Source organism: Lysinibacillus parviboronicapiens, assembly GCF_003049575.1.
In the GTDB taxonomy this organism is placed as follows: Bacteria; Bacillota; Bacilli; order Bacillales_A; family Planococcaceae; genus Lysinibacillus; species Lysinibacillus parviboronicapiens.
Genome location: NZ_PYWI01000001.1, coordinates 261408 through 287473, shown reverse-complemented (window position 1 = coordinate 287473; position 26066 = coordinate 261408). Strand labels below are relative to the sequence as shown.

At 38.6% G+C, this 26066-nt stretch carries 24 protein-coding genes and 1 pseudogene; 22 read left to right on the top strand and 3 right to left on the bottom strand.

Features of this window, described 5'->3' with window-relative positions; all coding sequences use genetic code 11:
* Positions 1-72: 72 nt before the first annotated feature.
* On the bottom strand, positions 73-1767 hold the full coding sequence (locus C9J35_RS01405; protein WP_107923122.1) for an Rqc2 family fibronectin-binding protein: 1695 nt from the start codon (positions 1765-1767) through the stop codon (positions 73-75).
* A 564-nt stretch (positions 1768-2331) separates the two neighbouring features.
* Here C9J35_RS01405 and C9J35_RS01400 point away from each other — a divergent pair.
* From C9J35_RS01400 to spoVM, 15 genes are all read left to right on the top strand, one after another.
* Positions 2332-3207 carry a YicC/YloC family endoribonuclease gene (locus C9J35_RS01400; RefSeq protein ID WP_107923121.1) on the top strand — a complete coding sequence of 292 codons (876 nt, stop codon included), beginning with the start codon at positions 2332-2334 and terminating at the stop codon, positions 3205-3207.
* Between the two features lie 43 nt (positions 3208-3250).
* On the top strand, positions 3251-3868 hold the full coding sequence (gene gmk / locus C9J35_RS01395) for a guanylate kinase (RefSeq protein WP_107923120.1): 618 nt from the start codon (positions 3251-3253) through the stop codon (positions 3866-3868).
* A gap of 4 nt (positions 3869-3872) precedes the next feature.
* A complete protein-coding gene (gene rpoZ / locus C9J35_RS01390; RefSeq protein WP_107923119.1) occupies positions 3873-4100 on the top strand; it encodes a DNA-directed RNA polymerase subunit omega in 228 nt (75 codons plus the stop codon).
* Positions 4101-4426: 326 nt separating this feature from the next.
* Complete coding sequence (coaBC, locus tag C9J35_RS01385) at positions 4427-5437, top strand: bifunctional phosphopantothenoylcysteine decarboxylase/phosphopantothenate--cysteine ligase CoaBC (RefSeq protein WP_107923118.1); 1011 nt, start codon at positions 4427-4429, stop codon at positions 5435-5437.
* Positions 5434-7848 (top strand): primosomal protein N', encoded by a 2415-nt coding sequence (gene priA, locus C9J35_RS01380; RefSeq protein ID WP_107923117.1) that lies wholly within the window; start codon positions 5434-5436, stop codon positions 7846-7848. Before coaBC ends, priA begins: the two co-directional genes overlap by 4 nt.
* Before the next feature lie 42 nt (positions 7849-7890).
* Positions 7891-8385, top strand: coding sequence for a peptide deformylase (gene def, locus C9J35_RS01375; RefSeq protein ID WP_107923116.1), 495 nt, complete (start codon positions 7891-7893; stop codon positions 8383-8385).
* Between the two features lies 1 nt (position 8386).
* Positions 8387-9328 carry a methionyl-tRNA formyltransferase gene (gene fmt, locus C9J35_RS01370; RefSeq protein ID WP_107923115.1) on the top strand — a complete coding sequence of 314 codons (942 nt, stop codon included), beginning with the start codon at positions 8387-8389 and terminating at the stop codon, positions 9326-9328.
* Positions 9325-10686 (top strand): 16S rRNA (cytosine(967)-C(5))-methyltransferase RsmB, encoded by a 1362-nt coding sequence (gene rsmB / locus C9J35_RS01365; protein ID WP_107923114.1) that lies wholly within the window; start codon positions 9325-9327, stop codon positions 10684-10686. Before fmt ends, rsmB begins: the two co-directional genes overlap by 4 nt.
* On the top strand, positions 10686-11828 hold the full coding sequence (gene rlmN / locus C9J35_RS01360) for a dual-specificity RNA methyltransferase RlmN (RefSeq protein ID WP_153062511.1): 1143 nt from the start codon (positions 10686-10688) through the stop codon (positions 11826-11828). The genes rsmB and rlmN overlap by 1 nt, the downstream gene beginning before the upstream one ends.
* 6 nt (positions 11829-11834) lie before the next feature.
* On the top strand, positions 11835-12584 hold the full coding sequence (locus C9J35_RS01355) for a Stp1/IreP family PP2C-type Ser/Thr phosphatase (RefSeq protein ID WP_107923113.1): 750 nt from the start codon (positions 11835-11837) through the stop codon (positions 12582-12584).
* 2 nt (positions 12585-12586) lie between these two features.
* Positions 12587-14563, top strand: a complete 1977-nt coding sequence (gene pknB / locus C9J35_RS01350) for a Stk1 family PASTA domain-containing Ser/Thr kinase (RefSeq protein ID WP_107923112.1) — start codon at positions 12587-12589, stop codon at positions 14561-14563.
* An 11-nt stretch (positions 14564-14574) separates the two neighbouring features.
* Complete coding sequence (gene rsgA, locus C9J35_RS01345) at positions 14575-15459, top strand: ribosome small subunit-dependent GTPase A (RefSeq protein ID WP_107923111.1); 885 nt, start codon at positions 14575-14577, stop codon at positions 15457-15459.
* Positions 15460-15461: 2 nt separating this feature from the next.
* Positions 15462-16130, top strand: a complete 669-nt coding sequence (gene rpe / locus C9J35_RS01340; protein ID WP_054767121.1) for a ribulose-phosphate 3-epimerase — start codon at positions 15462-15464, stop codon at positions 16128-16130.
* Positions 16127-16780, top strand: a complete 654-nt coding sequence (locus C9J35_RS01335; protein ID WP_107923110.1) for a thiamine diphosphokinase — start codon at positions 16127-16129, stop codon at positions 16778-16780. Before rpe ends, C9J35_RS01335 begins: the two co-directional genes overlap by 4 nt.
* Positions 16781-16792: 12 nt before the next feature.
* Positions 16793-16900 carry a stage V sporulation protein SpoVM gene (gene spoVM / locus C9J35_RS24810; RefSeq protein WP_230491827.1) on the top strand — a complete coding sequence of 36 codons (108 nt, stop codon included), beginning with the start codon at positions 16793-16795 and terminating at the stop codon, positions 16898-16900.
* Between the two features lie 120 nt (positions 16901-17020).
* Here the strand turns inward: spoVM and rpmB are convergent, their stop codons facing one another.
* A complete protein-coding gene (gene rpmB, locus C9J35_RS01325) occupies positions 17021-17209 on the bottom strand; it encodes a 50S ribosomal protein L28 (RefSeq protein ID WP_004227417.1) in 189 nt (62 codons plus the stop codon).
* A gap of 445 nt (positions 17210-17654) precedes the next feature.
* On the opposite strand from rpmB, the pseudogene C9J35_RS01320 reads away from it, so the two are divergent.
* Both C9J35_RS01320 and C9J35_RS01315 read left to right on the top strand, forming a co-directional pair.
* A pseudogene (locus tag C9J35_RS01320) lies at positions 17655-18505 on the top strand (AraC family transcriptional regulator).
* Positions 18506-18521: 16 nt separating this feature from the next.
* Positions 18522-19088 (top strand): GNAT family N-acetyltransferase, encoded by a 567-nt coding sequence (locus C9J35_RS01315; RefSeq protein WP_107923109.1) that lies wholly within the window; start codon positions 18522-18524, stop codon positions 19086-19088.
* Positions 19089-19406: 318 nt separating this feature from the next.
* Here C9J35_RS01315 and C9J35_RS01310 read toward each other — a convergent pair whose 3' ends face one another.
* Positions 19407-20150 (bottom strand): IclR family transcriptional regulator, encoded by a 744-nt coding sequence (locus tag C9J35_RS01310; RefSeq protein ID WP_054767122.1) that lies wholly within the window; start codon positions 20148-20150, stop codon positions 19407-19409.
* A 216-nt stretch (positions 20151-20366) separates the two neighbouring features.
* On the opposite strand from C9J35_RS01310, the gene C9J35_RS01305 reads away from it, so the two are divergent.
* The 5 genes from C9J35_RS01305 to C9J35_RS01285 all read left to right on the top strand — a co-directional run bounded on the left by C9J35_RS01305 (position 20367) and on the right by C9J35_RS01285 (position 26049).
* Positions 20367-21239: a dimethylarginine dimethylaminohydrolase family protein gene (locus tag C9J35_RS01305; RefSeq protein WP_054767123.1), complete on the top strand. Its 873-nt coding sequence runs from the start codon at positions 20367-20369 to the stop codon at positions 21237-21239.
* A gap of 16 nt (positions 21240-21255) precedes the next feature.
* Entirely contained in the window at positions 21256-22017 is a 762-nt protein-coding gene (locus C9J35_RS01300; RefSeq protein WP_107923108.1) for a dimethylarginine dimethylaminohydrolase family protein, read from the top strand.
* Between the two features lie 180 nt (positions 22018-22197).
* Positions 22198-23547, top strand: coding sequence for an amino acid permease (locus C9J35_RS01295; RefSeq protein ID WP_107923297.1), 1350 nt, complete (start codon positions 22198-22200; stop codon positions 23545-23547).
* 73 nt (positions 23548-23620) lie between these two features.
* Positions 23621-25225: a M20/M25/M40 family metallo-hydrolase gene (locus tag C9J35_RS01290; RefSeq protein ID WP_107923107.1), complete on the top strand. Its 1605-nt coding sequence runs from the start codon at positions 23621-23623 to the stop codon at positions 25223-25225.
* Positions 25226-25686: 461 nt separating this feature from the next.
* A complete protein-coding gene (locus tag C9J35_RS01285) occupies positions 25687-26049 on the top strand; it encodes an Asp23/Gls24 family envelope stress response protein (protein WP_054767124.1) in 363 nt (120 codons plus the stop codon).
* Positions 26050-26066 lie beyond the last annotated feature (17 nt).

Here is a 26066-nt window from a genome sequence, read left to right as displayed (position 1 = left end):
TGTCTAGTGCTGATTACATAGGAGTTAATTAAAAAGAAAAATACGATGCAAAATGCATCGTATTTTCACACTTTAAGACTGTTTTTTTAACTGCAAAATGACAGCTTCATCTGGATCGATGAATAGTGTTTTCTGTTCAAAATAAATAACAAAACCAGGTTTAGCGCCATTTGGTTTTTTCACTTGTCGTATTTCTGTGTAATCTACCGGCACTGATGAGGAGTCTCGAGCTTTTGAAAAGTATGCAGCTAGTGTTGCTGCTTCTCGTAAGGTCGTATCATCTGGCTCGCTAGCATGTATAACGACATGAGAGCCAGGTATATCTTTAGTATGCAGCCAGATATCTGTACGTCTAGCAATTTTAAATGTCAGCATATCATTTTGCTTGTTGTTTTTTCCGACAGAGATTTGCACACCTGTTGATGATATATAACGTTCCGGCTCTGGCTTCGATTGTTTTTTCTTTTTCTTAGCGTGACGCATTTTTAAATAACCTTGTTCTGCTAATTCCTCTCGTATTTCCTCAATATCTCCAGGTGAAGCTTGTTGTACTTGCTGTGCAAGCATTTCAAAATACGCAATTTCCTCTTTTGTTTTTTCCAGTTGTTCCTTGACCATAATCAGTGCATTTTTTGCTTTTGTATACTTTGTGTAATAACTTTGTGCATTTTCAATCGGTGTTTTACGCTCACTGATAGGTATGGTAATTTGCTCGGCAGTTTCACTGTAATAGTTTGTGACAGTTACTTCCTTTATACCTTTTTCAAAGGCATATATATTGGCCATTAATAGTTCGCCATACAATTGAAATTGATCTAGTTTTGAGGCACGCTCATAATCTTTATTTAATTTTTTCGTTTTTAAAGTTAATTTATCAATTTCATTTTGTAGCCAACGTTCTAAATCACCCGCTTGTTGTTTAACACGGTCACGTTCTGCACGTGCAAAAAAAACACGGTCTAATAGTTCGTGTACATTCGGATATACTGTCGCTTCACCCTGCAAGTGTGTTAACGCAATCGGGGAGAAATAAGTTTTGTTATTGGCTAGTACATACATTGGTTCATTTCCACCATCATTAAATAATGCCATAAACTCTTTGAAGCACGTTACTACATTTGGTGATGCTGTGATACGAAATAATAATTCTTCAGCATGTAACGGAGAGAAGCCGACAAATTGAGAAACTACATCCTTTGCTGTTAGCTGTTCAGAGAAAAACGCTGTTACTTGTTCATCCGTAACTGTTAAAGGATGCCATTTATTTTGTGCAGGTGGTGCGATATAGGGCTGTCCTGGTAATACCGTTCGAAAACTATTCACGGAAGGAGATAAATGCTTTAGGCTATCAATAATTTTCTTCTGTTCCTTATCTATTAATAGCAGATTACTATGACGGCCCATAATTTCTGCATGCAGTTCACGTACAATTGGATCGCCAATTTCATTTTTACTTTCAATTTCTACTATAATAATGCGATCAAAATCATGCTGTTTAATAGAAGCAATAAAACCACCTTCAAGATGCTTACGTAAAAGCATGCAAAACATTGGGGGTTCTGCAGGGTTTTCTATCGTCTGCCCAGTAAGGTGGATACGTGCATACGATGGGTGAATGGAAAACAGTAATTTGTGATTTCCACCATTCGCACGGATTTGTAAGACAACCTCTTGAGCGTTCGGTTGATGTATTTTAGTTATGCGACCTGCCACTAATTGCTGAAGGTCTGCTGTCATCGAATACGTAAATAAGCCATCAAATGCCATATGAATTCCTCTTTCCAATGATGCAACACATCATTGTATTTCTTTTGTGATTTTTTTGGTGCCGGTGCTTGCTGTAACTGAGTGCTCTTGGACTAGCGAATAGGTCATCTGGTGACCTGAATTGCCAATCCTTTTGTGTTCACAAGTATCTATCGCATGCACTTTGTCCAGCGTAAAAGACAATGTAACCGCCATAAGCGGTAAGAATGCTCTTTTCGTATGTTTATCATAGCATTTTTTAGGTGAATATTAAATTATAGCTTCAAATGTGGTAGAATTACCTTTTGCTCTATCTTCATTCAGCAGAAGACTCTCACCTCTAAAGGTGGTGAGATGAATGCGGATGTGGTTCTTTTTCAGTGGGTGTCTAAACACCTGCTGAATGAAGATAGAGCCTCCGGCGGATGTCGCGGATTTTGAAAGGAATGAATTGTGCCCGCACAATTCAAAATCTGGACGCAATTACGCCAAGGCGAAATGATGTAATTTTTTATGGTGAGACGTCATAAATGGCAGAGCTTATGTTATAATAATCCCAGTATGCAAAGAAAGGTGTGACGAACCTTGGTGCGTAGTATGACTGGTTTTGGCAGAGGTGTCACAACAACAAGAGACTTTCAATTAACCGTAGAAATGCGCTCGGTCAACCATCGTTTTTTAGAAATCCATGCAAAATTTCCGAAAGAATGGCTTGAAGCAGAAATTTTTGCGAAAAAATTGATTACACAAGCTTTGTCACGCGGCAAAATTGACGTAATGGTGAATGTGAAAGACTTGGAAAACGTCGAGCAATCTATTGAAATTAATTGGTCATTAATTGAAGCGTATCGTAAGGCAAAAGAACAATTAGCAAGTAAAGTACCACTTGAAGAGAAATGGACGATGCAAGAGCTATTATCGCTTGAGCAAGCTCTAGTACAAGAAAAACCGCAGCTAACGCCAGAGGATTTACTGAGCGCTGTCGAAGAGGCCATTGCTGAAGCCATTAATCAGCTGTTACAAATGCGCGAGCGCGAAGGGCAAGAGTTGCAAGAAGTCGTTTTACAATATAAAGAACAGTTAATGGAACAGGTGAACCAAATACGTTCATACGCCCCACTTGCTGTTGAAAAATATCGTACGCGGTTACTGGAACGAATTGCAGAGGTAGCGAATGGAGCATTGCTAGAAGAGCGTTTGCTTGCAGAAGTAGCAATATTTGCAGAACGTGTGGATATTAGCGAAGAATTAGACCGATTAGACAGCCACTTTGGACAGTTGGAAGAAACGTTAATTGAAACGGTTTCGGTTGGTCGGAAGTTAGACTTTTTAATGCAGGAAATACACCGCGAAATTAATACGATTGGTTCAAAAAACCAATCAACAGAAGCCTCTGTAGCGGTTGTTCAAGCAAAAACAATCTTAGAAAAGATGCGTGAGCAAGTTCAAAATATCGAATAATACGCTTGCATCTGTTATAAATTAAGGGAGATATAGAGAATAAATGATAAAAGAACGTGGATTATTAATTGTTCTGTCTGGCCCATCTGGTGTAGGTAAAGGAACAGTGCGTAAAGAATTATTTTCTCAGCCGAATACGAATTATGAGTATTCCATCTCGATGACAACACGAAATCCTCGCGAAGGTGAAGTAGATGGTGTAGACTATTTTTTCAAGACGCGAGTTGAATTTGAAGCGTTAATTGAACAAGGCGGCTTATTAGAGCATGCTGAATTTGTAGGTAATTACTACGGTACACCGTTAACCTATGTAAATGAGACACTTGATGCAGGGCGCGATGTGTTTTTAGAAATCGAAGTGCAGGGTGCTGCGCAAATTCGTGAAAAGGCACCAGATGCCTTATTTATTTTCTTAGCACCACCAAGTTTAACGGAATTAAAGGATCGTTTAGTAGGTCGTGGGACAGAAACAGCAGATGTTATTGCGAAGCGTATTGCAACCGCAAGCGAAGAACTTGAAATGATGAGTTTATATGATTATGTTGTTGAGAATGATGAAGTAACAAATGCCTGTGACCGCATCAATGCTATAATTAAAGCAGAACATTGTCGTAGAGAACGTGTCGAAAAAAGATATTTGTCAATGTTGAGAGGAGAATAAACCTATGTTATACCCATCAGTAGATGCCTTAAAAAAAGAAATTGATTCAAAGTATTCTTTAGTGAGCTTAGCTTCTAAACGCGCTCGCCAAATGCAAGAGGAAGATGGTACAGAACGTTTACACAAATACGTATCCTATAAATATGTAGGAAAAGCGCTTGAAGAAGTGGCTGCGGGTGTACTTACAAAAGTATCGCAAGACGAGTCGGCTGTGTACGAAGACGAAATCTAATGTTGACTCAGGAGTTTTCAGGTATTCTATATCAACGAATGCCAAAATAGCCACAGCCATACAATGGGCGTGTCAGTGAGATACTCAGCACCCATTTGTGCCCGATTAACGAACACATACTTAAGTTTAATGTGGTAACAAAAGTGTGATTTGTATCCGGAGGGCCTCATCAAATAATCGGAGGAGATGGAGGGATTGCAAAATGGTGTTGCCAAATCGCAACATTCGCATCGTCCTCTGATTTAATTTTTTCTTTATACAGAACGCCGAGAGCTCCCGAGGAATCCTCCTTTGGGAGCTTATCGTTTGAAAGGACGACATCGTATATGAATAAAAACATTTTACTTTGTGTTTCAGGTGGGATTGCTGTCTATAAGGCGGTAGCACTTGTTAGTAAGCTATCTCAGGCAGGTGCAAATGTGAAGGTGATGATGACAGCGTCGGCACGCCAATTTGTCAATCCATTGAGCTTTCAGGTCATGTCAAAAAATGATGTCTTTTTCGATACATTTGATGAAAAAGATTCACATGTGATTGCCCACATTGATCTAGCGGATTGGGCAGACTTAATTTTAGTGGCACCTGCAACAGCAAATGTCATTGGTAAATTAGCGAATGGTATCGCAGATGATATGGTCACTACGACCTTACTTGCAACAACTGCCCCTGTGTGGATTGCACCAGCTATGAATGTGCATATGTACGATCATCCCGCCGTAAAACGGAATTTGGCACAACTTGCGGCAGATGGCTATCAATTTATTGAACCGTCGGAAGGATTTTTAGCATGTGGTTATGTCGGTAGAGGTCGTTTAGAAGAGCCAGAAAAAATTACAGCGCTTGTCAAAGGTTTTTTTTCTCCTAAATCACAGCCGCTTGCAGGTAAAACAGTGCTCGTGACTGCTGGTGCTGTCTCTGTTTCAATGGATAATCAACATGTTATTCGTACTAAAGCCAACGGTAAAATAGGTGTGGCTTTAGTTGAAGAGGCAAAAGCACTTGGCGCCAATGCATTCCTTGTAGGCGAGCATGGAGCGGATATATATGAACTTATTGATGAGCTAGAACATTATAAGAATCAACATCCAGATGCATTTTTTATTCATGCGGCAAATACACCTACTATTGAGGGGACGCCTAAATTGTCTATTGAAGGAACAAGAGCAGTTACTTTTGGACAAGAGGTTATTGGTAAAGCGATACTGACAGTCGTATCACAGGACTGGATTGATTTTAGTGACAAGGCTGAAGTAAGTGGACAGGTAATGGTAGTGACGAATGCAGAGCAATTTGCCAAATCTTTGTGGACATACGTATTACAAGGTGAGGCCAAATGAGTTTTTCTGTTGCAGAGGTCATCGTCGATGTTCCGACCTATCATGTTGATCGACCGTTTGACTATGCGGTACCTTCAGAATGGGCCAATGTTATTGAAGCGGGGAGTCGCGTGAAGGTCCCATTTGGCCCAAGAAATGTTCAAGGCTTTGTAGTGGGCTTAAAAAATGATACGGATGTGCCAGCAAATAAGATAAAGCCAATCTCTCATATTTTAGATATGGAACCTGTATTAACGGCAGAAATGCTGTCCTTAGCAAAGTGGCTGAAAACTGAAACAATATGCTACGAGATTGATGCTTTGCAAGTCATGCTCCCGTCTGCCCTTCGTGCAAAATATGAAAAAATCGTCAATTTGCAGGACGACAATGCTATATTGCCGGAAGAGGCACAAGCGATTTTTGGTAAGCGTCGACAGGTTAATTTCAAGGAGTTTGAAAAGCTTGGATTACTACCGTTATTAAAGGAACTTATTGAAAATCAACTCGTGAAAATTGACAATGTCGTTAAGCAACAAGGAAATGTGAAAGAAGTTCGTATGGTGAAAGTTACAGACGACATAAAAAATTTGGATGTAGCATTACGGGAGGCTACAAGAGCTGTTAAGCAACGTACACTTATAGATTGGATGCGTGGACATCTTGGTGAGGTATTAAAGCCACAGCAAATTTATGAGGAAACAGGTGTATCCTCCGCAGTATTGCAGTCTGTGGTTGAAAAGGGTGCTGCTCGCTTTATCCAAGAAGAAGTTTACCGCGACCCTTTTACGAAGGATGTTACACGGACTCATTCCTTAACACTTACTGAGGAACAAGCTATTGCCTTAGATGCGATTACAAAATCTATGGAAGCACCAACTGCAACGACTTTTTTACTACAAGGGGTAACCGGCAGTGGGAAAACAGAGGTATATTTGCAGGCGATTCAAAAAGTATTGGAAGAAGGCAAAGAAGCGATTATGCTAGTGCCTGAAATTTCTTTAACCCCCCAAATGACGGAGCGTTTCCGTAGTCGCTTTGGTGAAATGGTTGCTGTGATGCATAGTGGTTTATCTGTTGGTGAGAAGTATGATGAGTGGCGTAAAATTCAGCAAGGCAAAGTGAGTGTAGTCGTTGGAGCACGGTCAGCCGTTTTTGCACCCTTTACTAATTTGGGACTCATTATTTTAGATGAGGAACATGAATCAACTTACAAACAAGAGGATTCCCCACGTTATCATGCGAGAGACGTAGCCATTTGGAGAAGTGCATATTACAAGTGCCCTGTAATTTTAGGCAGTGCAACACCTGCACTTGAATCTTTTGCACGTGCCAAAAAAGAAGTTTATACACTATTAACATTAAAGCAAAGAGCTATGAATCAAGCATTACCAACTGTTTTTGTAGCTGATATGCGAGAGGAACTTCAAAAAGGTAATCGCTCAATGTTTTCTGAACAGCTTGTAGAAGGTATACGTATGAGACTTGAGCGGAAAGAGCAGATGGTGTTGTTTCTAAATCGTCGAGGTTACTCGTCATTTGTACTGTGTCGTGATTGTGGTACGGTAGTGCAATGTCCAAATTGTGATATTTCGTTGACCTATCATCGAACAACGGAAAAGCTGAAATGCCATTACTGTGGCTATGAAGAACAAGTGCCACAAATATGTCCACAATGTCAAAGTGAGCATATTCGTTATTTTGGCACAGGGACACAAAAAGTAGAGGAAGAAATATATAAGCTTTTTCCAGAGGCGAGAGTATTACGGATGGATGTTGATACGACCAAGCATAAAGGGGCACATGAAGAGATTTTGCAAGCATTTGGGGAAGGACAAGCAGATATCTTGCTTGGTACGCAAATGATTGCCAAAGGACTTGATTTTCCTAATATTACGCTTGTTGGTGTCCTAAGTGCAGATACATCACTGCATATACCAGATTATCGGGCAGCTGAGCGCACATTCCAACTGTTGACACAAGTAAGTGGAAGAGCTGGGCGTCATGAAAAGCCTGGGGAAGTCATTATTCAGACGTATACACCCGAGCACTATGCGATTGAATTAGCGAAAACACAAGATTACGACCCATTTTATGAACGAGAGATGTTCATACGACGTCGTTCTGGCTACCCTCCGTATTATTTTGTGGCACTTGTACAAGTATCACATGAGGACGTTTTGATGGCGGCTGAGTATGCAGGGCGAGCAGGGGATTGGCTTCGTGGGAATTTGTCGAATCAAGTAGCGATTATTGGCCCAACGACGGCAAGCATCAGTCGACTCCAAAATAGATATCGCTATCAATGTTTGATAAAATATAAAATTGAACCAAATCTGATTCCGGTATTACAACGTTTACTCGCGATGTATCGTGCGGAATGGATTAAACAAGGTATCTTAATGACGGTAGATTTAGACCCGTCTACTATATAGAAAAGGCGAAGAGAGCCTTAAATGCAGAAATGAGGAACGAAAATGGCGATTAAAAAAGTTGTAGAACATCCAGCGAAAGTATTATCAACACCATGTGCGGAAGTTTCCGAAATTAACGAAAACATCATTGCATTACTAGATGATTTATATGACACAATGGTGGAATATGATGGTGTTGGCATAGCTGCACCGCAAATTGATGTTGCGTTACGTGTGGCAATTGTGGAGCTTGGTGAGGAACGTGATATATTAGAAATGATTAACCCAACGGTTATTAAGACCGATGGTGCTGAAGTAGATATTGAAGGGTGTTTAAGCTTTCCTGGACTCTATGGAGAAGTTGAGCGTCCAGAATATGTGAAAATTGAGGCATGTGACCGTGAGGGTCGTGTTTATGAGCTAGAAGCTGGTGGCTTCGATGCACGAGCAATTTTACATGAAATTGATCATCTAGATGGAATACTTTTCGATACAAAAATCAAACGTATTCTAACAGAGGAAGAACTAGAAGCAATGTATGCTGAAGAGGAGGAATAAAATGACGTCAATTATTTTTATGGGCACGCCTGATTTCTCCGCTCCAATATTACGAATGCTTTATGATGAAGGCTATGACATCAAGGCTGTCGTAACACAACCAGACCGTCCAGTTGGGCGTAAACGTGTGTTAACGCCACCTGCAGTGAAAGCAACAGCAGTAGAGTTAGGATTACCTGTTATTCAACCTGAAAAACTTCGTGGTTCGGAAGAATTACAGCAAATACTTGCATTACAACCAGACTTAGTTGTAACGGCAGCATTTGGACAAATTTTGCCGAAAAGTTTGCTTGAGGCGCCATCCCTAGGATGCATAAACGTCCATGCCTCACTTTTGCCGAAATATCGTGGTGGTGCACCAATTCATCAAGCAGTTATTGATGGTGAAAAAGAAACAGGTGTCACAATTATGTATATGGTTGAGAAGTTGGATGCAGGTGATATAATTTCACAAAGGACCATTCCAATTGAAGAGGATGACCATACGGGGAGTTTATTCGACAAGTTAAGCGTAGTAGGAAGTAATTTATTAAAAGATACACTTCCTTCTATTATAAATGGTACAAATAATCGTACAGTACAAGACGAGGCACAGATAACATTTGCAAGTAATATCTCGCGTGAACAAGAGCGTATTGATTGGACAAAGGATGCAAGGTCTTTATTTAACCAAGTACGAGGACTTCACCCGTGGCCAGTTGCTTATACTACATTTGAAGAAGGTAATTTTAAAATTTGGTGGGCCCGGGTAGGTCAAACAATGCATGATGTCAAACCGGGTACTGTCGTAGCTATTGCAAAGGACCATTTTGATGTTGCGGCTGGGAACGGAACAGCACTTGCACTTTATGATGTACAACCAGCTGGTAAAAAACGCATGACTGCCGAGGAATATTTGCGTGGTACCGGTTCAAAATTACAGATCGGGGACCAGTTTGAATGAGTAAAAAAAGCGTAGTTATTTGGGATGGTAATGTGCGTGATGCAGCACTATCCATTTTATTAGCAGTTGATAAAAACCAAGCATATAGTAATTTACTTTTACATGAAACAATTAAGCGACATAAAATAGACACGAAGGACCGTGCTCTCTTAACAGAGCTTACGTATGGAACACTTCAATATAAAATGACGCTCGACTTTTATTTAGAACCATTTATACGCGGCACATTAGATCATTGGGTACGCTGGCTATTACGATTATCTTTATACCAAATGCATTATTTAACACGTATTCCACCACATGCTGCAGTCAATGAAGCGGTAGAAATTGCAAAACGTCGTGGACACCAAGGTATTGCATCTACAGTGAATGGTGTTTTACGTTCTATATTACGACAAGGCGTGCAGCCTACAAGCGAGATTAAAGACCCAATTGAGCGTCTTGCAATCGAAACAAGTCATCCACAGTGGCTAGTAGAGCGCTTTGTCGAAAATTACGGTATGGCAGTAGCTACAGAAATGCTCCATGAAAATAATGTGCCGCCAGTGCAAACGGTACGTGTTAATACAACAAAGGCGACAGTGAACCAAGCGATTGCAAGCCTAGAAGCAGAAGGTTTAACAGCAAAGCAAAGCGACATTATACCTGAGTGTTTACATGTAACAAATGGCCAGCCTGCTCGCACGCAAGCATTTAAAGACGGACTTATAACGATTCAAGATGAGAGTTCAATGATCCCAGCGAATGTTTTGAACCCAACTGCAGGTATGCGAGTTTTAGATATGTGTGCAGCACCCGGTGGAAAAACTACACATTTAGCCGAAAAAATGAATAATGAAGGTTCCATTTTAGCAACAGATTTACATCCACATAAATTAGATTTAATCGACCATAATACAGAACGTCTAGACCTTAATATAGTAGAGACTGCACCCATTGATGGACGTAAAGCACCAGAATTCTTACAATTGGCATCATTTGATGCAGTGTTAGTCGATGCACCTTGCAGTGGTTTAGGTGTTATGCGCCGTAAGCCAGATATTAAATATACAAAACGTGAGGAAGATTTAGAAAATCTGCAAAAAATCCAATTAGCGCTTTTGGATGCGGCGTCAAAAGTATTGAAGCAAGAAGGGAAACTTGTATACAGTACATGCACAGTCGACAAACAAGAAAATGAAGGCACAGTACAAGCCTTTTTAAGAGAGCATCCTGAAATGGAAGCAATACAACTAGAATCTTTACCTACAAAATTAGCGGAAAAGCAGGCAAATGGCATGCTTCAAGTCTTCCCGCAAGACTTTGGTAGTGATGGTTTCTTCGTCGCTGCTTTTCGTAAAAAAGGAGAATCCCAGTAATGCTGGATCAAGAGAAATTTAATGAACGTATTAACGACTTAGTTGAAGAAGTAGAAGACAAGCCTGTTAGACGTGCGAAAAAAGAAAAAGAAGATTTAAAAGAATCGGTCTATTCATTACAACCAATGCAATTGGAAGAATGGCTTAAAGACAATGGAGAAAAGCCCTTCCGTGCAGCACAAATTTTCGATTGGTTATACAATAAACGTGTAAAAACTTTTGAAGAAATGTCTAACCTATCAAAGGGTTTACGTGAAAAACTAGAGGCAAGTTTTGCCTTAACAACACTATCAACAATTATTCAACAAGAATCAAAAGATGGTACCATTAAGTTTTTATTTCAACTACAAGATGGCTATTCAATCGAAACAGTTTTAATGCGTCATGAATATGGTAATTCCGTTTGTGTCACAACGCAGGTAGGTTGCCGTATTGGGTGTACGTTCTGTGCGTCTACATTAGGTGGATTAAAGCGTCATTTATTAGCAGGTGAAATCGTTGAGCAAGTCGTGAAAGTACAACAAACGTTGGATGAAGTTGGCGAACGTGTAAGTCATATCGTTATTATGGGTATCGGTGAGCCATTTGATAATTATGATGCGATGATGAACTTCTTAAAAGTCATCAATCATGAAAAAGGCTTAAATATTGGCGCCCGACATATTACAGTATCGACATCAGGTATCGTACCGAAAATTTATCAATTTGCGGATGAGCAATTACAAATTAACTTTGCTGTATCGCTACATGCACCAAACCAAGAGGCACGTCAAAAGTTAATGCCGATAGCACGTGCGTATAAATTGGAAGAATTAATGGAAGCTGTTCGCTACTATACAAAAAAAACAGGTCGACGTGTTAGTTTTGAGTACGGTTTAATGTCTGGTGAAAATGATTCAGTTGAAATTGCAGAAGAATTATCTGCACTTATAAAAGGAATTAAATGCCATGTGAACTTAATTCCTGTAAACTACGTACCAGAACGTGATTATGTTCGTACGTCTCGTAGTCAAATTTTTGCTTTTGAAAAAACATTGAAGAAGAATGGTATTAACGTAACGATCCGCCGAGAGCAAGGTTCTGATATAGCAGCTGCGTGTGGCCAATTACGTGCACAAGAGAGATCTGAAGAGACGAGGTGACCAGTGATGAAATACACAGTCGAAAGTGATATTGGTTTGAAACGATCAATTAATGAAGACCGTGCTGCATTTTTTAAACGTCCAGATGGGCTAGCACTAGCACTTGTAGCGGATGGCATGGGTGGTCATAATGCTGGCGATGTAGCGAGTGATATGGCAATGAAACAGATGGAAACCGTTTTTTTACAGGCAGAGTCACATCATTTTGCATCAACAACAACAAAGAGAGAATGGCTATTACAGACAGTTAAGCTGTTAAATACAAATATCTATGACTATTCTTTATCACACGAAGACTGTAAAGGAATGGGTACAACGTTTATTGCCGTGTTAATCGAAGGTTATCATTGCTTCATTGCACATGTTGGTGATAGTCGCGTGTATTATTTCTTTGATGATGGCGCACAACAAATAACAAGAGATCACTCATATGTAAATGTTTTGGTAGAAAATGGTGAAATAAGTGAAGAGGAAGCGATGACGCATCCGAAGAAAAATTTCATCTTGAAAGCTGTTGGCACAGAGGAAACCATTGAACCAGACTTTTATGAAGTAGATTTAGCACCAGAATCGTATTTACTTGTATGCTCTGACGGTTTAAGTAATAAACTTTCAGTGTATGAAATGGCATCGATTATTACTTATCCAGATTTAATGGAAGAAAAAGGACGAAAACTTGTGGAATTAGCAAATGCTAGCGGGGGGGAAGACAATATCTCCCTCGTATTACTCACAAGGCAAGATGAGGAGGTGTAAGTATGCTTGTAGGAAAACGAATTAGTGATCGCTATAAAATTTTGGAACTCATTGGTGGCGGAGGCATGTCCAATGTGTATTTGGCTCATGATGTGATTTTAAATCGTGATGTAGCAATTAAGGTATTACGCTATGATTTTACCAATGAGGATGAATTACATCGCCGTTTTCAGCGTGAGGCGCTTTCAGTTACAAGTCTTACACATCCCAATATTGTGAGTATTTATGATGTAGGTGACGATGGAGATTTACATTATATTGTTATGGAGTATGTTCAGGGAAAGACTTTAAAGCAGTACATACAAGAATTTGCACCGATTTCACCAGCTAGATGTGTGCACATTATGAAGGAATTGACATCGGCCATAGCCAATGCCCATGAAAATCATATTATTCATCGTGATATTAAGCCACAAAACATCTTAATGGATGCTGAAGGTAATGTGAAAATAACGGATTTTGGAATAGCGATGACGCTAAGTGCAACTTCATTTACACAAACAAATTCTGTGCTAGGAACTGTACATTATTTATCTCCAGAACAGGCACGTGGTGGCACAGCAACAAATAAATCAGACATTTATGCGCTTGGCATTGTATTATATGAATTATTAACTGGGGAATTGCCATTTTCAGGTGAATCAGCTGTTTCCATCGCACTTAAGCATTTGCAAACAGAGACACCATCAGTGCGCGCTTTTGATGCTACGATTCCACAAAGTTTAGAAAATGTTGTATTGAAGGCTACTGCCAAAGATGCATCGCATCGTTATGCAACTGTAGAAGAAATGCAGGAAGATTTAGAGACGGTTCTGGCCCCAACAAGAATCAATGAACCAAAGTTTACGGTGCCTATCGATAATGATATTACAAAGGCTATTCCGATTATAAAAGAACAATTTATTCGGAAGGACGAGGATTTAACAAAAACAAGGGCAATGGAACCCATCACTCAAACGATTCCAGTAGCAAAAAAGCCCATGGAAAAAGTTAAGCCTGTTAAACCAAAGACAAAGAAAAAGTGGCCGTTTATTGTAGGTGGACTTCTTTTGGCAGCAGTTGTTATATTCCTATTCGTTTTATTCGCTACGGATTTATTTAGTCCGAAAAAAATAGCTGTACCTGATGTGGCCAATATGACTGTTGAAGAAGCTAAAAAGGAATTAGAAAAGCATGGTTTTGTTGTTGGTGAGCAACAGGAACGTAACTCAGAAGAAATCGAAAAAGACAAAGTAATTGAAACGGATCCTGCAGAGGGCACGTTGCGCGTGAAAGATACTGAAATTGATCTAATTGTTAGTTTAGGTGTGGCAAAATCACCAATGGAAAATTATAAAGGTCAAAAAATTGATCAAGTTCAAGCTGTGGTAAATGACAAATTTATGGATGTTGATATAAATTATGTGTATTCAGCTGAAGAAGCAGGCCGTATTATAGACCAGGATCCGGCAGCAAATTCAAAAATTGTGCCGAAAGAAACAAAAGTTATTTTTACTGTGAGTCAGGGTAAAAAACCGATTTCAGTGCGAAGTGTAGTGGGATACTCGAGAACAGATCTAGATAACTACGTAAATTCTGAAGGCTTAAAATGGCGAGTAGAGCGTGAAGAGTATTCATCAACAATAGCGAAAGGACTTGTGATTTCACAAAAACCAGCTGCAGGTACAAACCTTGTAGAAGGTGATACAATTGCTGTTGTGTTAAGTAAAGGGCCTGAAGAGAAGCCTGTAAAAACTTATGTGAAGACAGTGTTAATTCCATATGAGCCAAAAGAGGAAGGTATGGAGCAGTCAATAAGAATTTTAATTCAAGATAAAAATCACACAATGGCACAGCCTTATGCCGAATTTACTATTAGCAGTGAGAAGGAATACAAGTTACAGTTTGTGATTGTGGAAGGTGAAGAAGTAGCTTATAAAATTATTCGTGATTCTGAGATCATTGCTGAAGAAAAATTTGACTATGATGATGTGAACTAAGGGGGAATTGGATGGCGCAAGGCCAAATTCGTAAAGCATTAAGTGGTTATTATTATGTATTCGATGGAAAACAACTGATTCAATGCCGCGGGCGTGGAGTGTTTCGAAACCGTGGGGAATCTCCACTCGTTGGTGATATGGTAGAGTATTCGTTAGAGACAGCAGGCTCGGATGGTACAATTCAAAAAATTCTCGACCGACAAAATGAACTTGTTCGCCCACCAATTGCAAATATTGACCAAGGCATTTTGGTGTTTTCTGTAAAAGAACCGAATTTTAATACAATATTATTGGATCGATTTCTAGTAGTTCTAGAATCGTTCGATGTACATCCGATTATTTGTTTAACGAAGATGGATTTACTAACAACTAACGAACGTACTGAATTACAGGGTTATATAGAAGATTACGAACGTATGGGCTATACAGTGTTACAAACTTACAAAGATGAGGAAGAACTAGTGGCGCGTTTACAGCCTATTTTAAAGGGAAAAACATCTGTATTAGCTGGGCAATCAGGTGTGGGGAAATCTACTCTACTGAATACATTGATTCCGGAGTTGAATTTAAAAACAGGTATTATTTCGCAAAGCTTAGGGCGTGGGAAGCATACAACACGCCATGTCGAGCTAATAGAAGTTTGTGACGGTTTATTGGCGGATACACCCGGTTTTAGTTCCTTTGATTTTGATGACATTGATAAAGAGCAGTTAGGCGCCTGTTTCCCCGAGATGGCTCGAATTGCAGACGACTGTAAATTTAGAGGTTGTCTTCATTTGAAAGAACCGAAATGTGCGGTTAAGGCAGCTGTAGATGCAGGAGAAATCCGTGACTATCGCTACAAGCATTATGAACAATTTATGCAAGAAATAATGGATCGAAAGCCGAGGTATTAACAATGATACAAATAGCACCATCAATTTTAGCAGCAAATTTTGCTAAATTAGGAGAAGAAGTAAAGGAAGTAGAACAAGCAGGTGCAAAGCTCATTCATATTGATGTTATGGACGGTCATTTTGTGCCGAATATTTCATTTGGCGCCATCGTGTTAGATGCGATTCGTCCTTTAACAGATTTACCACTAGATGTGCATTTAATGATTGAGAATCCAGATCAATATATAGAGCAATTTGCGAAAGCCGGTGCGGACTATATTACGGTACACGTAGAAGCGTGTCGTCATTTACACCGTACAATTCAATTAATCCGTTCATATGGTGTAAAGCCTGGTGTAGTGCTAAATCCACATACACCGATAGAATCTATTCAACACGTTTTAGAAGATATTGATATGGTGTTATTTATGACAGTGAATCCAGGTTTTGGTGGCCAGAAATTCATTCACTCTGTTGTACCTAAAGTAGCGGCCTTAGCCCATATTATTAAAGAGCGAAACCTAAACATTGCTATTGAAATTGATGGTGGCATTAATGCGGAAACAATTATCCCTTGTGCAAAAGCTGGTGCAACAATTTTTGTAGCTGGTTCGGCGATTTATAGTAAAGAAGATCGTACAGCCGCATTACAGGAAATATTAGCTGCTGGTGAGGCTGCGATAAAAGAATGACAACTGTTGTCGTTTGTGCGGGTGGTCCAAGGGAGGAGCTTTGTTCCTTAACCCCATTTAAAGAGCGTAAAGATGTCATATTTATTGGTGCTGACCGTGGTGCACTGTATTTAATCGAGCAAGGGATTACCCCTCATGCAATTGTTGGGGATTTTGATTCATTATCTCAAGTAGAGTTTAAACAAGTCATTGAGCATACAAATGATGCACAGCGTTTCCATGAGGAGAAAAATGAAACAGATACTGATTTAGCCCTATTAAAGGCGCTTACTTACGGTCCGACAGATATTGTGCTAACAGGCGTTACAGGTGGGCGACTAGATCATTATGAAGCTGCTGTGCGTTCAATTTATCGTTTGCAGATAGAGCATCCTCATGTCATGTTGAGAATCATCAATCATGCAAATCTGTTGCAGTTTTTGGTGCCTGGCACGCACACAATTCAAGCTGATCAGCAGTATCGTTATTTGTCTTTTTTCGCACACGAGCAACCAATTGAAGAGGTAACATTGAGACATGTTAAATATGAAACGACAAATGAACGAATATCACTCGGCTCATCACGTTTTACAAGTAATGAAATTATAGGCACTTCAGGGTCTATATCATTCTCGCAAGGCATATGTTTAATGATAAGAAGCATAGATTAGTGCGAGGGGGAGATGGCTCTGAAAGTATATACGTTCCAACTACCGAAATTTGTGAGTAGCATTACGCGTACGTGCATCAACCTTTTTAAAAAAGACAAGAAAGTCAAAAAATCCGACTAACAATAGTCGGATTTTTTCTTTGTTGAAGATATATAATGGCGATTGGTAGTTTGCCAAGAAAAGCAGAAAGAAAAAAATCGATTTGCATCTAATGCGAAATCGATTTTTTATAAGCAGCGATTATACGCGCTCAATTTTACCTGATTTTAATGCACGAGCAGAAACCCATACACGTTTTGGTTTACCGTCTACTAGGATACGAACTTTTTGAAGGTTAGCGCCCCAAGTACGTTTGTTAGCGTTCATAGCGTGGGAACGGTTGTTACCAGTACGAGCTTTACGTCCAGTGATTACACATTGTTTTGGCATGTTGTATTCCCTCCTTACAGTTGATGCTGAAAGATTATTATTTCAGTTCTTATTTCACATACCATAATAATTTAACATACGAAGGCGCACAGTGCAACAGTTTTCACACAACCTTTCAAGAAAAAAACCTTTACAGGCAATTTATTAGCTAGAACGAGAGGATATTTATTTTGAAAAATACATTATTCCAAGGGACTATTTGAAATAGGTATCTTGCATTTTTTAATGTTAGGCTATAAAGGCGCGCCGTACATGAAAATGTTGGATGGACAAGCCTTTTGTCAAAGCATCTATATAACAATGCAAAGAGGTTACTTATTTTGTAGAAATAGGTCTTACCGATGAAGTACGCTACAGTATAGGATAATAAGTAAGAGCTAGCACAAATTATCAAAAAAATCTTTCGAGTACCCGATAAAATAGAGAATAGAAGAGGTGTTGAGGGATGGATTACTTTGCGAATACAAAAATCAATTGACTTTATCGAAAAGAACCTACAAAAACAATTAGAGATAACTGAAATTTCTGCGCAATCTTATTTTTCAGCTTTTCATTTTCAACGACTTTTTCAGGCTATTACAGGATTTACTGTACAACAATATATTCGCAACAGAAGACTTGCTGAGGCCGCGAGGTTACTAAGAGAAACAACTAAAAACATTTTGGAAATTGCCTTTACTGTTCAATATGGCTCCCAAGAGGCGTTTACAAGAGCGTTTGTAATATGTTTTGGCATAACGCCAGCAAAGTATCGGAAAGAACAGGTTTTTATAAATGACCAGTCGAAAATTAACTTTTTAGATTATAAGATTATGGGAGAAATAAGTATGAACAAACCTGAAATCGTGTACTTGAAAAAGACACTTATTATTGGGCATGAATATACTATAAATTTAAATAACGAACAGTACTTTGAAGAAATCCCTGAATTTTATATGAGCTTTGGTAGAAATAGGCTTTATCTGCAAATCCCTAAGAAAATCACCCCAAATATGTCATACGGTATCTCCACTTATTTTCAGGATAGTGGTAAATTTTCTTTTATAGTTGGAGAAGCAGTGCAAGAAGTTGCATTGGGCTTACAAAACGGACTTGTAAATTTTGAAATTCCAGAGGGGAAGTATGCTGAATTTAAAAGATTTAGTCCAAAATACGAGAAGATACATTTATGGAAAATGGTTGCCAAATTCAAACTATGAAAGAAAAGAAGGGCCAGATTTTGAGGTGACCGATGTTATAAATTCTTACTTTCCAAATGAAATAAATATGAAAATTTATATACCAATTACGGAATAATAAAGGAGAAGAAAAGATGAATTTAGAAAAAGTTTTTATAAATTTTCCGGTTTTACAATCAGATCAGCTAGTCTTAAAAAAAATTGAAGAAATACACTTACAGGAGCTTTTTGCCATCTACGATAATGAACATGTATTTCAATATTGTGGAATTCTTCCGAAACATAATATCCAAACAGTTAGCAAAATGATTGGTCATTTCGAGAGAGATTATCAGAAAAAAAGTAGAGTGAAATGGGGGATTTTTCACAAAAATCAAGATACACTATTAGGAATTATTGAGTCTATGGATTTTAATCAGAAGGTCAATATGGTAACTATTGGTTATTTTTTAGCTGAGGAATATTGGGGAAAGCGAATTGCTACTGAGGCCGTGCGACTATTAGTCAATTTTTTATTCGAAGAGGTTCAGATAAACAGAATTCAAGCAGAGGTCATGCCAGCAAATGAAGTTTCCAAGAAAGTGCTCTTGAAAAATGGTTTTTTGAAAGAGGGATTATTACGACAGGCTTCTTTATGGTCCGGTAAGGGGATAGTAGATTTAGAAATATACAGCATCTTAAAAGAAGACTACTCATCTTAAGTGCGGAATGTCACTTCAATATTTGCTACATAAATAATGGATTTCACTTTTAACGACTGTTGACGAAATACCCGAAAAAATGACCTTTTCGACCGATGGCTAAAGCAGATGACTATCGTGTATATGCCCATGCGTAACGATTGTACTTCATAAACCTTTTTCATGAAAAATTAGGAGGAGCCACTCCGCTGAAAGAGAGCCCTGAAACGGAAATCAACGGTTTCTTACTATTATGCTGAAAAATCGATTTCGTTGATAACGAAATCGATTTTTTATACAGTGAACTTCAAACGTACCTGATATTCATTGTTTTAAAACTTAGTTCCTTGCTCGGTAACCAAGTTTCATTGACACGCGCTTACCAGTTTCCAGTAGACGTTCAGTAAGGAGTTGTATCTGTTCCTCTGTCACGTTGAAGCTAACGAAGCCGATGCTTACAGCTCCTACTATTTCTCCAAATCCATTTAAAACTGCCACTGCGACAGAGGACGTTCCTGTTGTTCGCTCTCCATGGCTTATTGCAAATCCCTGCTTCTGTACTTGTGCTAGTTGAAAATTAAAGTCAGCGATATCTTCATTAGGCACTAGCTGACTGATGATTTCACTTGCCTGTGAAGCAGGCATAGCGGCCAATATCGCTTTATTTGCTGCGCCAATATGCATAGGTATTCGGATACCGAGTTGATCATAAATCCGAATTGGATTTGCTGCACTGTCAATTCTCTCAATAATAATGGTATCTGTCCCTGCGGGCTTACTTAAATAAACGCTCTCCTCAACCTCTCGTGCTAAACGTTCTAATTCTGGTCTGATTTTGCTAATATAATCCATCGTATCATATACTTGTAAACCGATTTCCATCCAAATTGTACCAAGACGATAGTGTTTCGTTTGTTCGTCTTGTTCAATCATCCCCTGTTGGATCATTGCTTTTAAAATTCTATGTAAAGTACTGAGAGGCAAATCGACTTTTGTTGCAAGCTCAGATATGGACAAACTGTTTTCAGTTGTTTCAGAAGCTAAAACCTTAGCGATGGTCATTGCCCGTTCTAATAATTGCATATGTTGTACCACCTCCTCTACTTCTATTTTATTTTTATTCTCTACCCACGTCTAGCTACATAATGGTTGCGCTGTACAATCATGCCATTCGAAAGTGATGGAATATAAAAATTTTTCTAAATATATTGACAGTATAACATAAAACACATATATTTTTCATATAAACTTTCCTCTAAACGGAAACGTTTTCCACTATACGGAAAAGGGGTGAAGGGAATGCATTATTGTTCTTCAATGTATGCACCTTTAAAACACGTAATTGTAAAACATCCAAAAGAGGCTTTCAAAAGCCAAGAATATCTTAGCGATGAATGGCAAACATTTAACTACCTATCAGAGCCTAATTTTAGTGAGGCTGTAAGAGAATATGCTGAATTTATGGCAATTCTCGAAAAATATGTAGATAAAATTGATTATTTACCAGTTTCAAATGGTGTGGGGTTAGATTCGCTATATGCACATGACCCTGTAAAATTTACACCACGTGGTGCCATCATTTTAAAATCTGGAAAGAAATTAAGACAACCTGAAGCGGCTGCATATAAAGCCTATTTAGCACAACAGGGTATCCCTGTTATCGGAGAATTAACGGGACAAGCAGTTTCAGATGGCGGGGATATTGTGTGGCTAGATGACCGAACACTTGTTGTTGGACGTGGCTACCGCACGAATGATGAAGCAATCCGTCAATTAAAAGAAATTACCGCTGACTTTGTTGACGAATTTATTGTCGTACAACTACCACACGATTTAGGGGAAGCAGAGTGTCTACATCTGATGTCCTTCATCAGTATGGTGGACAAGGATTTGGCTGTCGTCCATTCACGATTAATGCCAGTATTTTTCCGTCAGCTCATTATCGAAAAGGGTATACAGCTCATTGAAGTGCCTAAAGAAGAATATGACACTTTAGGCTGTAATGTGTTAGCACTTGCGCCGAGAGTTTGCGTGATTCCAACCGGAAATCCTTCTACAAAGAAACAATTATTGGACGCAGGCGCTACAGTTTATGAATATAAGGGTGAAGAAATTTCGGTAAAAGGAACAGGTGGACCAACGTGTCTAACTTGTCCAGTAATTAGAGGATAAAAAGGAGACGATTCATATGTTTAAAAATGTCATTGTAAAAACACCAGGTAATAGTTATATCAACGGTTTAACAACGAGTAATCTTGGAAAACCGAATTTAGAAGAATTATTTGAACAGCACAACCGTTATGTTGAAGCATTGAAAAAATGTGGGGTGGAAGTAACGCACCTTCCAGCAAATGAAGCATTTCCAGATTCTACTTTTGTAGAGGATACAGCAGTATTGACGTCTGAATTTGCTATTATTTCCAATCCTGGTGCGGATGCACGTAACCGTGAAATTGAAGATATAGAACCAGCAGTAAAAAATTTTTATAACAAAATACACTATATCAAAGCACCAGGAACACTCGATGGCGGAGATGTATTACAAGCTGAAAAGAAATTTTATGTTGGTATTTCTGACCGTACGAATGAAGAAGGAGCGCGTCAATTCAAGGAAATCGTTGAAAAAGAAGGTTATGAAGCTACGATTATTCCATTAAAAGAATTCTTCCATTTAAAAACAGGCATCGCCTATGTGGGTGAAAATCGTATGGTCCTTGCGGGGGAATTTATTGATCATCCAGCTTTCGCTTCCTATGAAAAAATTATCATACCAAAAGAAGATGAGTATTCTGCAAACTGTATTCAAGTGAACGATTATGTGATTATTCCGGCTGGCTATCTAGAAACGAATCGTAAGCTAAATGAATTAGGCTATAAAACAATTGAACTTGACATGTCTGAGTTCAGAAAACATGATGGTGGATTAAGCTGCTTATCATTACGTTTTTAATTCACTATAGTAACTAAACAAACTAAAGCCCAATCAATTTGTTTTTCAGAAAAAATTGATTGGGTGCTTATAATTTTAGATATCAGAATATTTGTTATTTAGATAGCGCGAAGAATGTGAAAGAGGGGATGGACGTTGGGTAAAGGGGAGCAACAACAAAATATTTTATTGAATCGTTCAATGAAGAGTCGTCATTTATTAATGCTATCACTAGGTGGAGTTATTGGAACAGGATTATTTTTAAATGTCGGTTATACAATTAATCAAGCGGGTCCAGGTGGAGCATTAATAGGTTATTTATGTGGTGGTTTCATATTATATATGGTAATGAATTGTCTTGGAGAATTGGCTGTGTATATGCCAGTAACCGGCTCTTTTCAAACATATGCAACCCGTTTTATAAATCCAGCAGCGGGCTTTTCTTTAGGATGGATGTACTTTGTAGGTTCTGCTGCCACAGCAGGGGTGGAATTTACCGCAGCAGGGATATTGATGCAACATTGGTTTCCTGATATTCCTATTTGGATTTGGTGTGCTGTTTTCATGGTGCTGTTGTTTGTATTAAATGCCCTGACGACTAAAGGGTTTGCAGAAGCAGAGTTTTGGTTTGCGAGTATTAAAGTCGTTGCAGTTATAGCTTTTATCATTATAGGTGCAGCAGCTATATTTGGCTTTATACCATTGGCAGATCGTCCAACACCTCATTTAACGAACTTAGCACCCACAGGGTTATTTCCAGCAGGGATTGCTATTATATTTGTAACGATGATGAACGTTATTTTCTCTTATCAAGGCTCGGAGCTAGTAGGAATTGCGGCTGGAGAAACTGAAAATCCAGAAAAGAATATCCCAAGGGCAATACGGACCATTCTTTTTAGAATTATTGTATTTTATATCGCCTCCATTATTGTATTATCTGCAATCTTCCCAGCATCTGAACTTGGACTACTTGAAAGTCCTTTCGTGACATTGATGAAAATAGCAGGTGTTCCTTATGCAGCTGGCATTATGAACTTTGTCATTTTGACAGCAATTCTATCAGTAGGTAACTCATGTCTCTATGCTTCTACTCGTTTACTCTGGTCGATGTCAAAAGAGGGAATGGCTCCAAAACTATTTGGACGTCTGACAAACAATAAAGTACCATTAAATGCGCTTATTTTCACGATGCTGTTCTCCCTTTTATCGTTATTAACGAGTGTGATGGAAGCAGATACAGTATTTGTTTTACTCATGTCAATTGCGGGAATTGCGGTTACAATTTCATGGATGGGTATTGCCACATCGCAATTAATGTTCCGTCATCGTTATGTGAAAGCAGGAGGAAAGGTGGAAGACTTGAAATTTAAAACACCCTTTTATCCACTAATTCCTTTGTTTTGTATTAGCTTTTGTGTACTAATTCTTATATTTTTAGCATTCGATCCAACCCAACGAATTGGTTTGCTTTATGGCATTGGCTTTTTTATAGCTTGTATGCTTTTCTATAAATTTAAATTGAGTAAAACGAATACAGTTTCTTCTAAATAAGAACATAAAAAATGAGGAACCACTTGATTTACATTAAAAAGGGTTGCCCACACAAGGATAAAGGAGAATTATGATGAATAACTACGTATGGAATACACCTGAAAAACTACGTGCCTTATTATGCGAAATTGTAAGTTGGGAAAGTAGAACATTAACAGCAGGTGAAAATGAATTTGCCTATAAATTAAAAACGATGTTGCAATCGCTTTCTTATTTTAGAGAAAATCCAAATCAAATTATGTTACATGATGCAGGTCTTGGAAGAAATGCTGTAACAGCATTGTACAAACATCCGACAGCAACAGAAACGGTTGTTTTGATTAGCCATTTCGACACTGTTCATACGGAAGAGTATGGTGAACTAGAGCCCTTTGCTTTTTATCCTGAAGAGTTGACAAAAAAGCTAATGGAACCAAAATATAAAAAAGACTTACCGGAAGAGGCGAGAATCGACTTAGAATCGGGAAATTATTTATTTGGTCGTGGGACGATGGATATGAAGATGGGACTGGCTCTACATATGCAACTACTTGAAAAAGCAAGCATTGAGCAGTGGCCAATTAACCTGATATTAACAGCGGTACCGGATGAGGAAGTGAACTCTGCTGGTATGCGTGCAGCAGTTGTTGAGCTTGTAAAGTTACGAAAGCAGCATGGTCTAACCTACAAATTATTTTTAAATAGTGAACCTTCTTTTTCACAAGGTCCATCGGATATAAATGAATATATTTATTCAGGAACAATTGGTAAAATTATGCCAGCTGCTTTATTCTATGGAAAAGAGACACATGTAGGCGAACCTTTAAAAGGAATGACGGCGAATTATATTGCCTCATATATGACACAGTATATGGAATGGAACCCTATTTTCCGTGAAACAGATCTTGGCGAAAGTACGCCACTCCCAGTCTCTTTACAGTTAAAGGATTTGAAAATGGAATATTCCACACAAACACCTTATCGAGCAGCCGCTCTGTACAATGTTTTTTTAATGAAGCGTACAGCGTCTGAGGTGATGGAAATCTTTGAACACGTAGCAAAAGAAGCGATGGCTACTTGTAATATGCATTACAAAGAAATTTGTGAACGTGAGCGGGTAAAGGGTGTTGGAAAAGTGAGAGTGCTTCGTTATGAGACATTATTAGAGCATGCAATAAATAAAATAGGTGTGGAAGAGGTTCAGTGTATAAAACAGAAAGTGCTTGAAAATAATGCTTGGGATGATCGTGAGAAATCCATCCGCATTGTAGATCAGCTTATGATTCGATGCCAAGAGCTAACACCTGCAACTGTTCTGTTATATGCACCACCTTACTATCCTGCTATCAATTCATCTGATAATGCGCTTATTATTAAATCTATCGAATTAATGAAAGAAACAGCAAAAACGTTTCATATTGAAATAGAACAGATTCATTATTTTAATGGAATTTGTGATTTGAGCTATGTCAACTATGCAGATGATGCCAATGGTTGGGTAGCATTTGAGCGAAATACGCCTGTTTGGGGTGATACGTACAGCATTCCATTTGAAGCGATGACAGCGTTAAAAGGGCCTGTTTTGAATGTTGGTCCTTTTGGAAAAGATGCACATCAGAAAACAGAACGGCTACATGTTGACAGTGCATTTAAGGAGATGCCTGTTATGATTGACACGCTTATAAAGAGTCTATTTTAAAAAGTCATATAATAGATGAAAAAAAGCTGGTGCTAAAAGTACCAGCTTTTTTGTACCCTTTTTCATATCTTTACATTTATTGAAATTAGCAAGATAATTTATTGGGAGTATTCTGTAATAGGGAGAGGGACATGAAAAACAAATATTTACCTATCGTTCATTTGCGGAATTAAATGTTAGAGCGTTCACCAATAGCTGATGTCGACACAGTCAGTATAGGGATGTGGTGCCAAAGTTTTAAATTTACAACATATTCAAACGACGATGAAGCAAAACAACCGCAACCATTTACCATGTAAAAACAGTAGTTTTCGAAGGAGCACAAATTCTACCTGTATATTTTTTCCTTTTGTAAGCTTGAAACGTTGATACAGTGCGCTTTCAGGGCTTCTTAGGTTGCTTAATGTATATCCAAAGTGGTACAATGTAATTTAGTCAAAAAGAGCCAAGGGGGCATTTCTATGTCAATTGAATTAAATAACGAATTCGGCCAAATTGATATTTCGACGGATGTACTTGCACAAATTGCTGGTGGCGCTGCTATAGAATGCTACGGTATTGTTGGCATGGCATCTAAACATCAAATTCGTGATGGTCTAACTGATATTTTACGCAAAGAGAACTTTGCTAAAGGTGTTGTTATTCGACAACAAGACGAAGATTTACATATTGATATGTACATTATTGTTAGTTACGGGACGAAAATTTCGGAAGTTGCTTATCAAGTACAATCGAAAGTGAAATATACAGTTGATAAAACATTGGGTATGAGCGTGAAATCTGTCAATATCTTTGTGCAGGGCGTTCGTGTAGCGAATGTGTAAGAGGAGGAACTAAATCG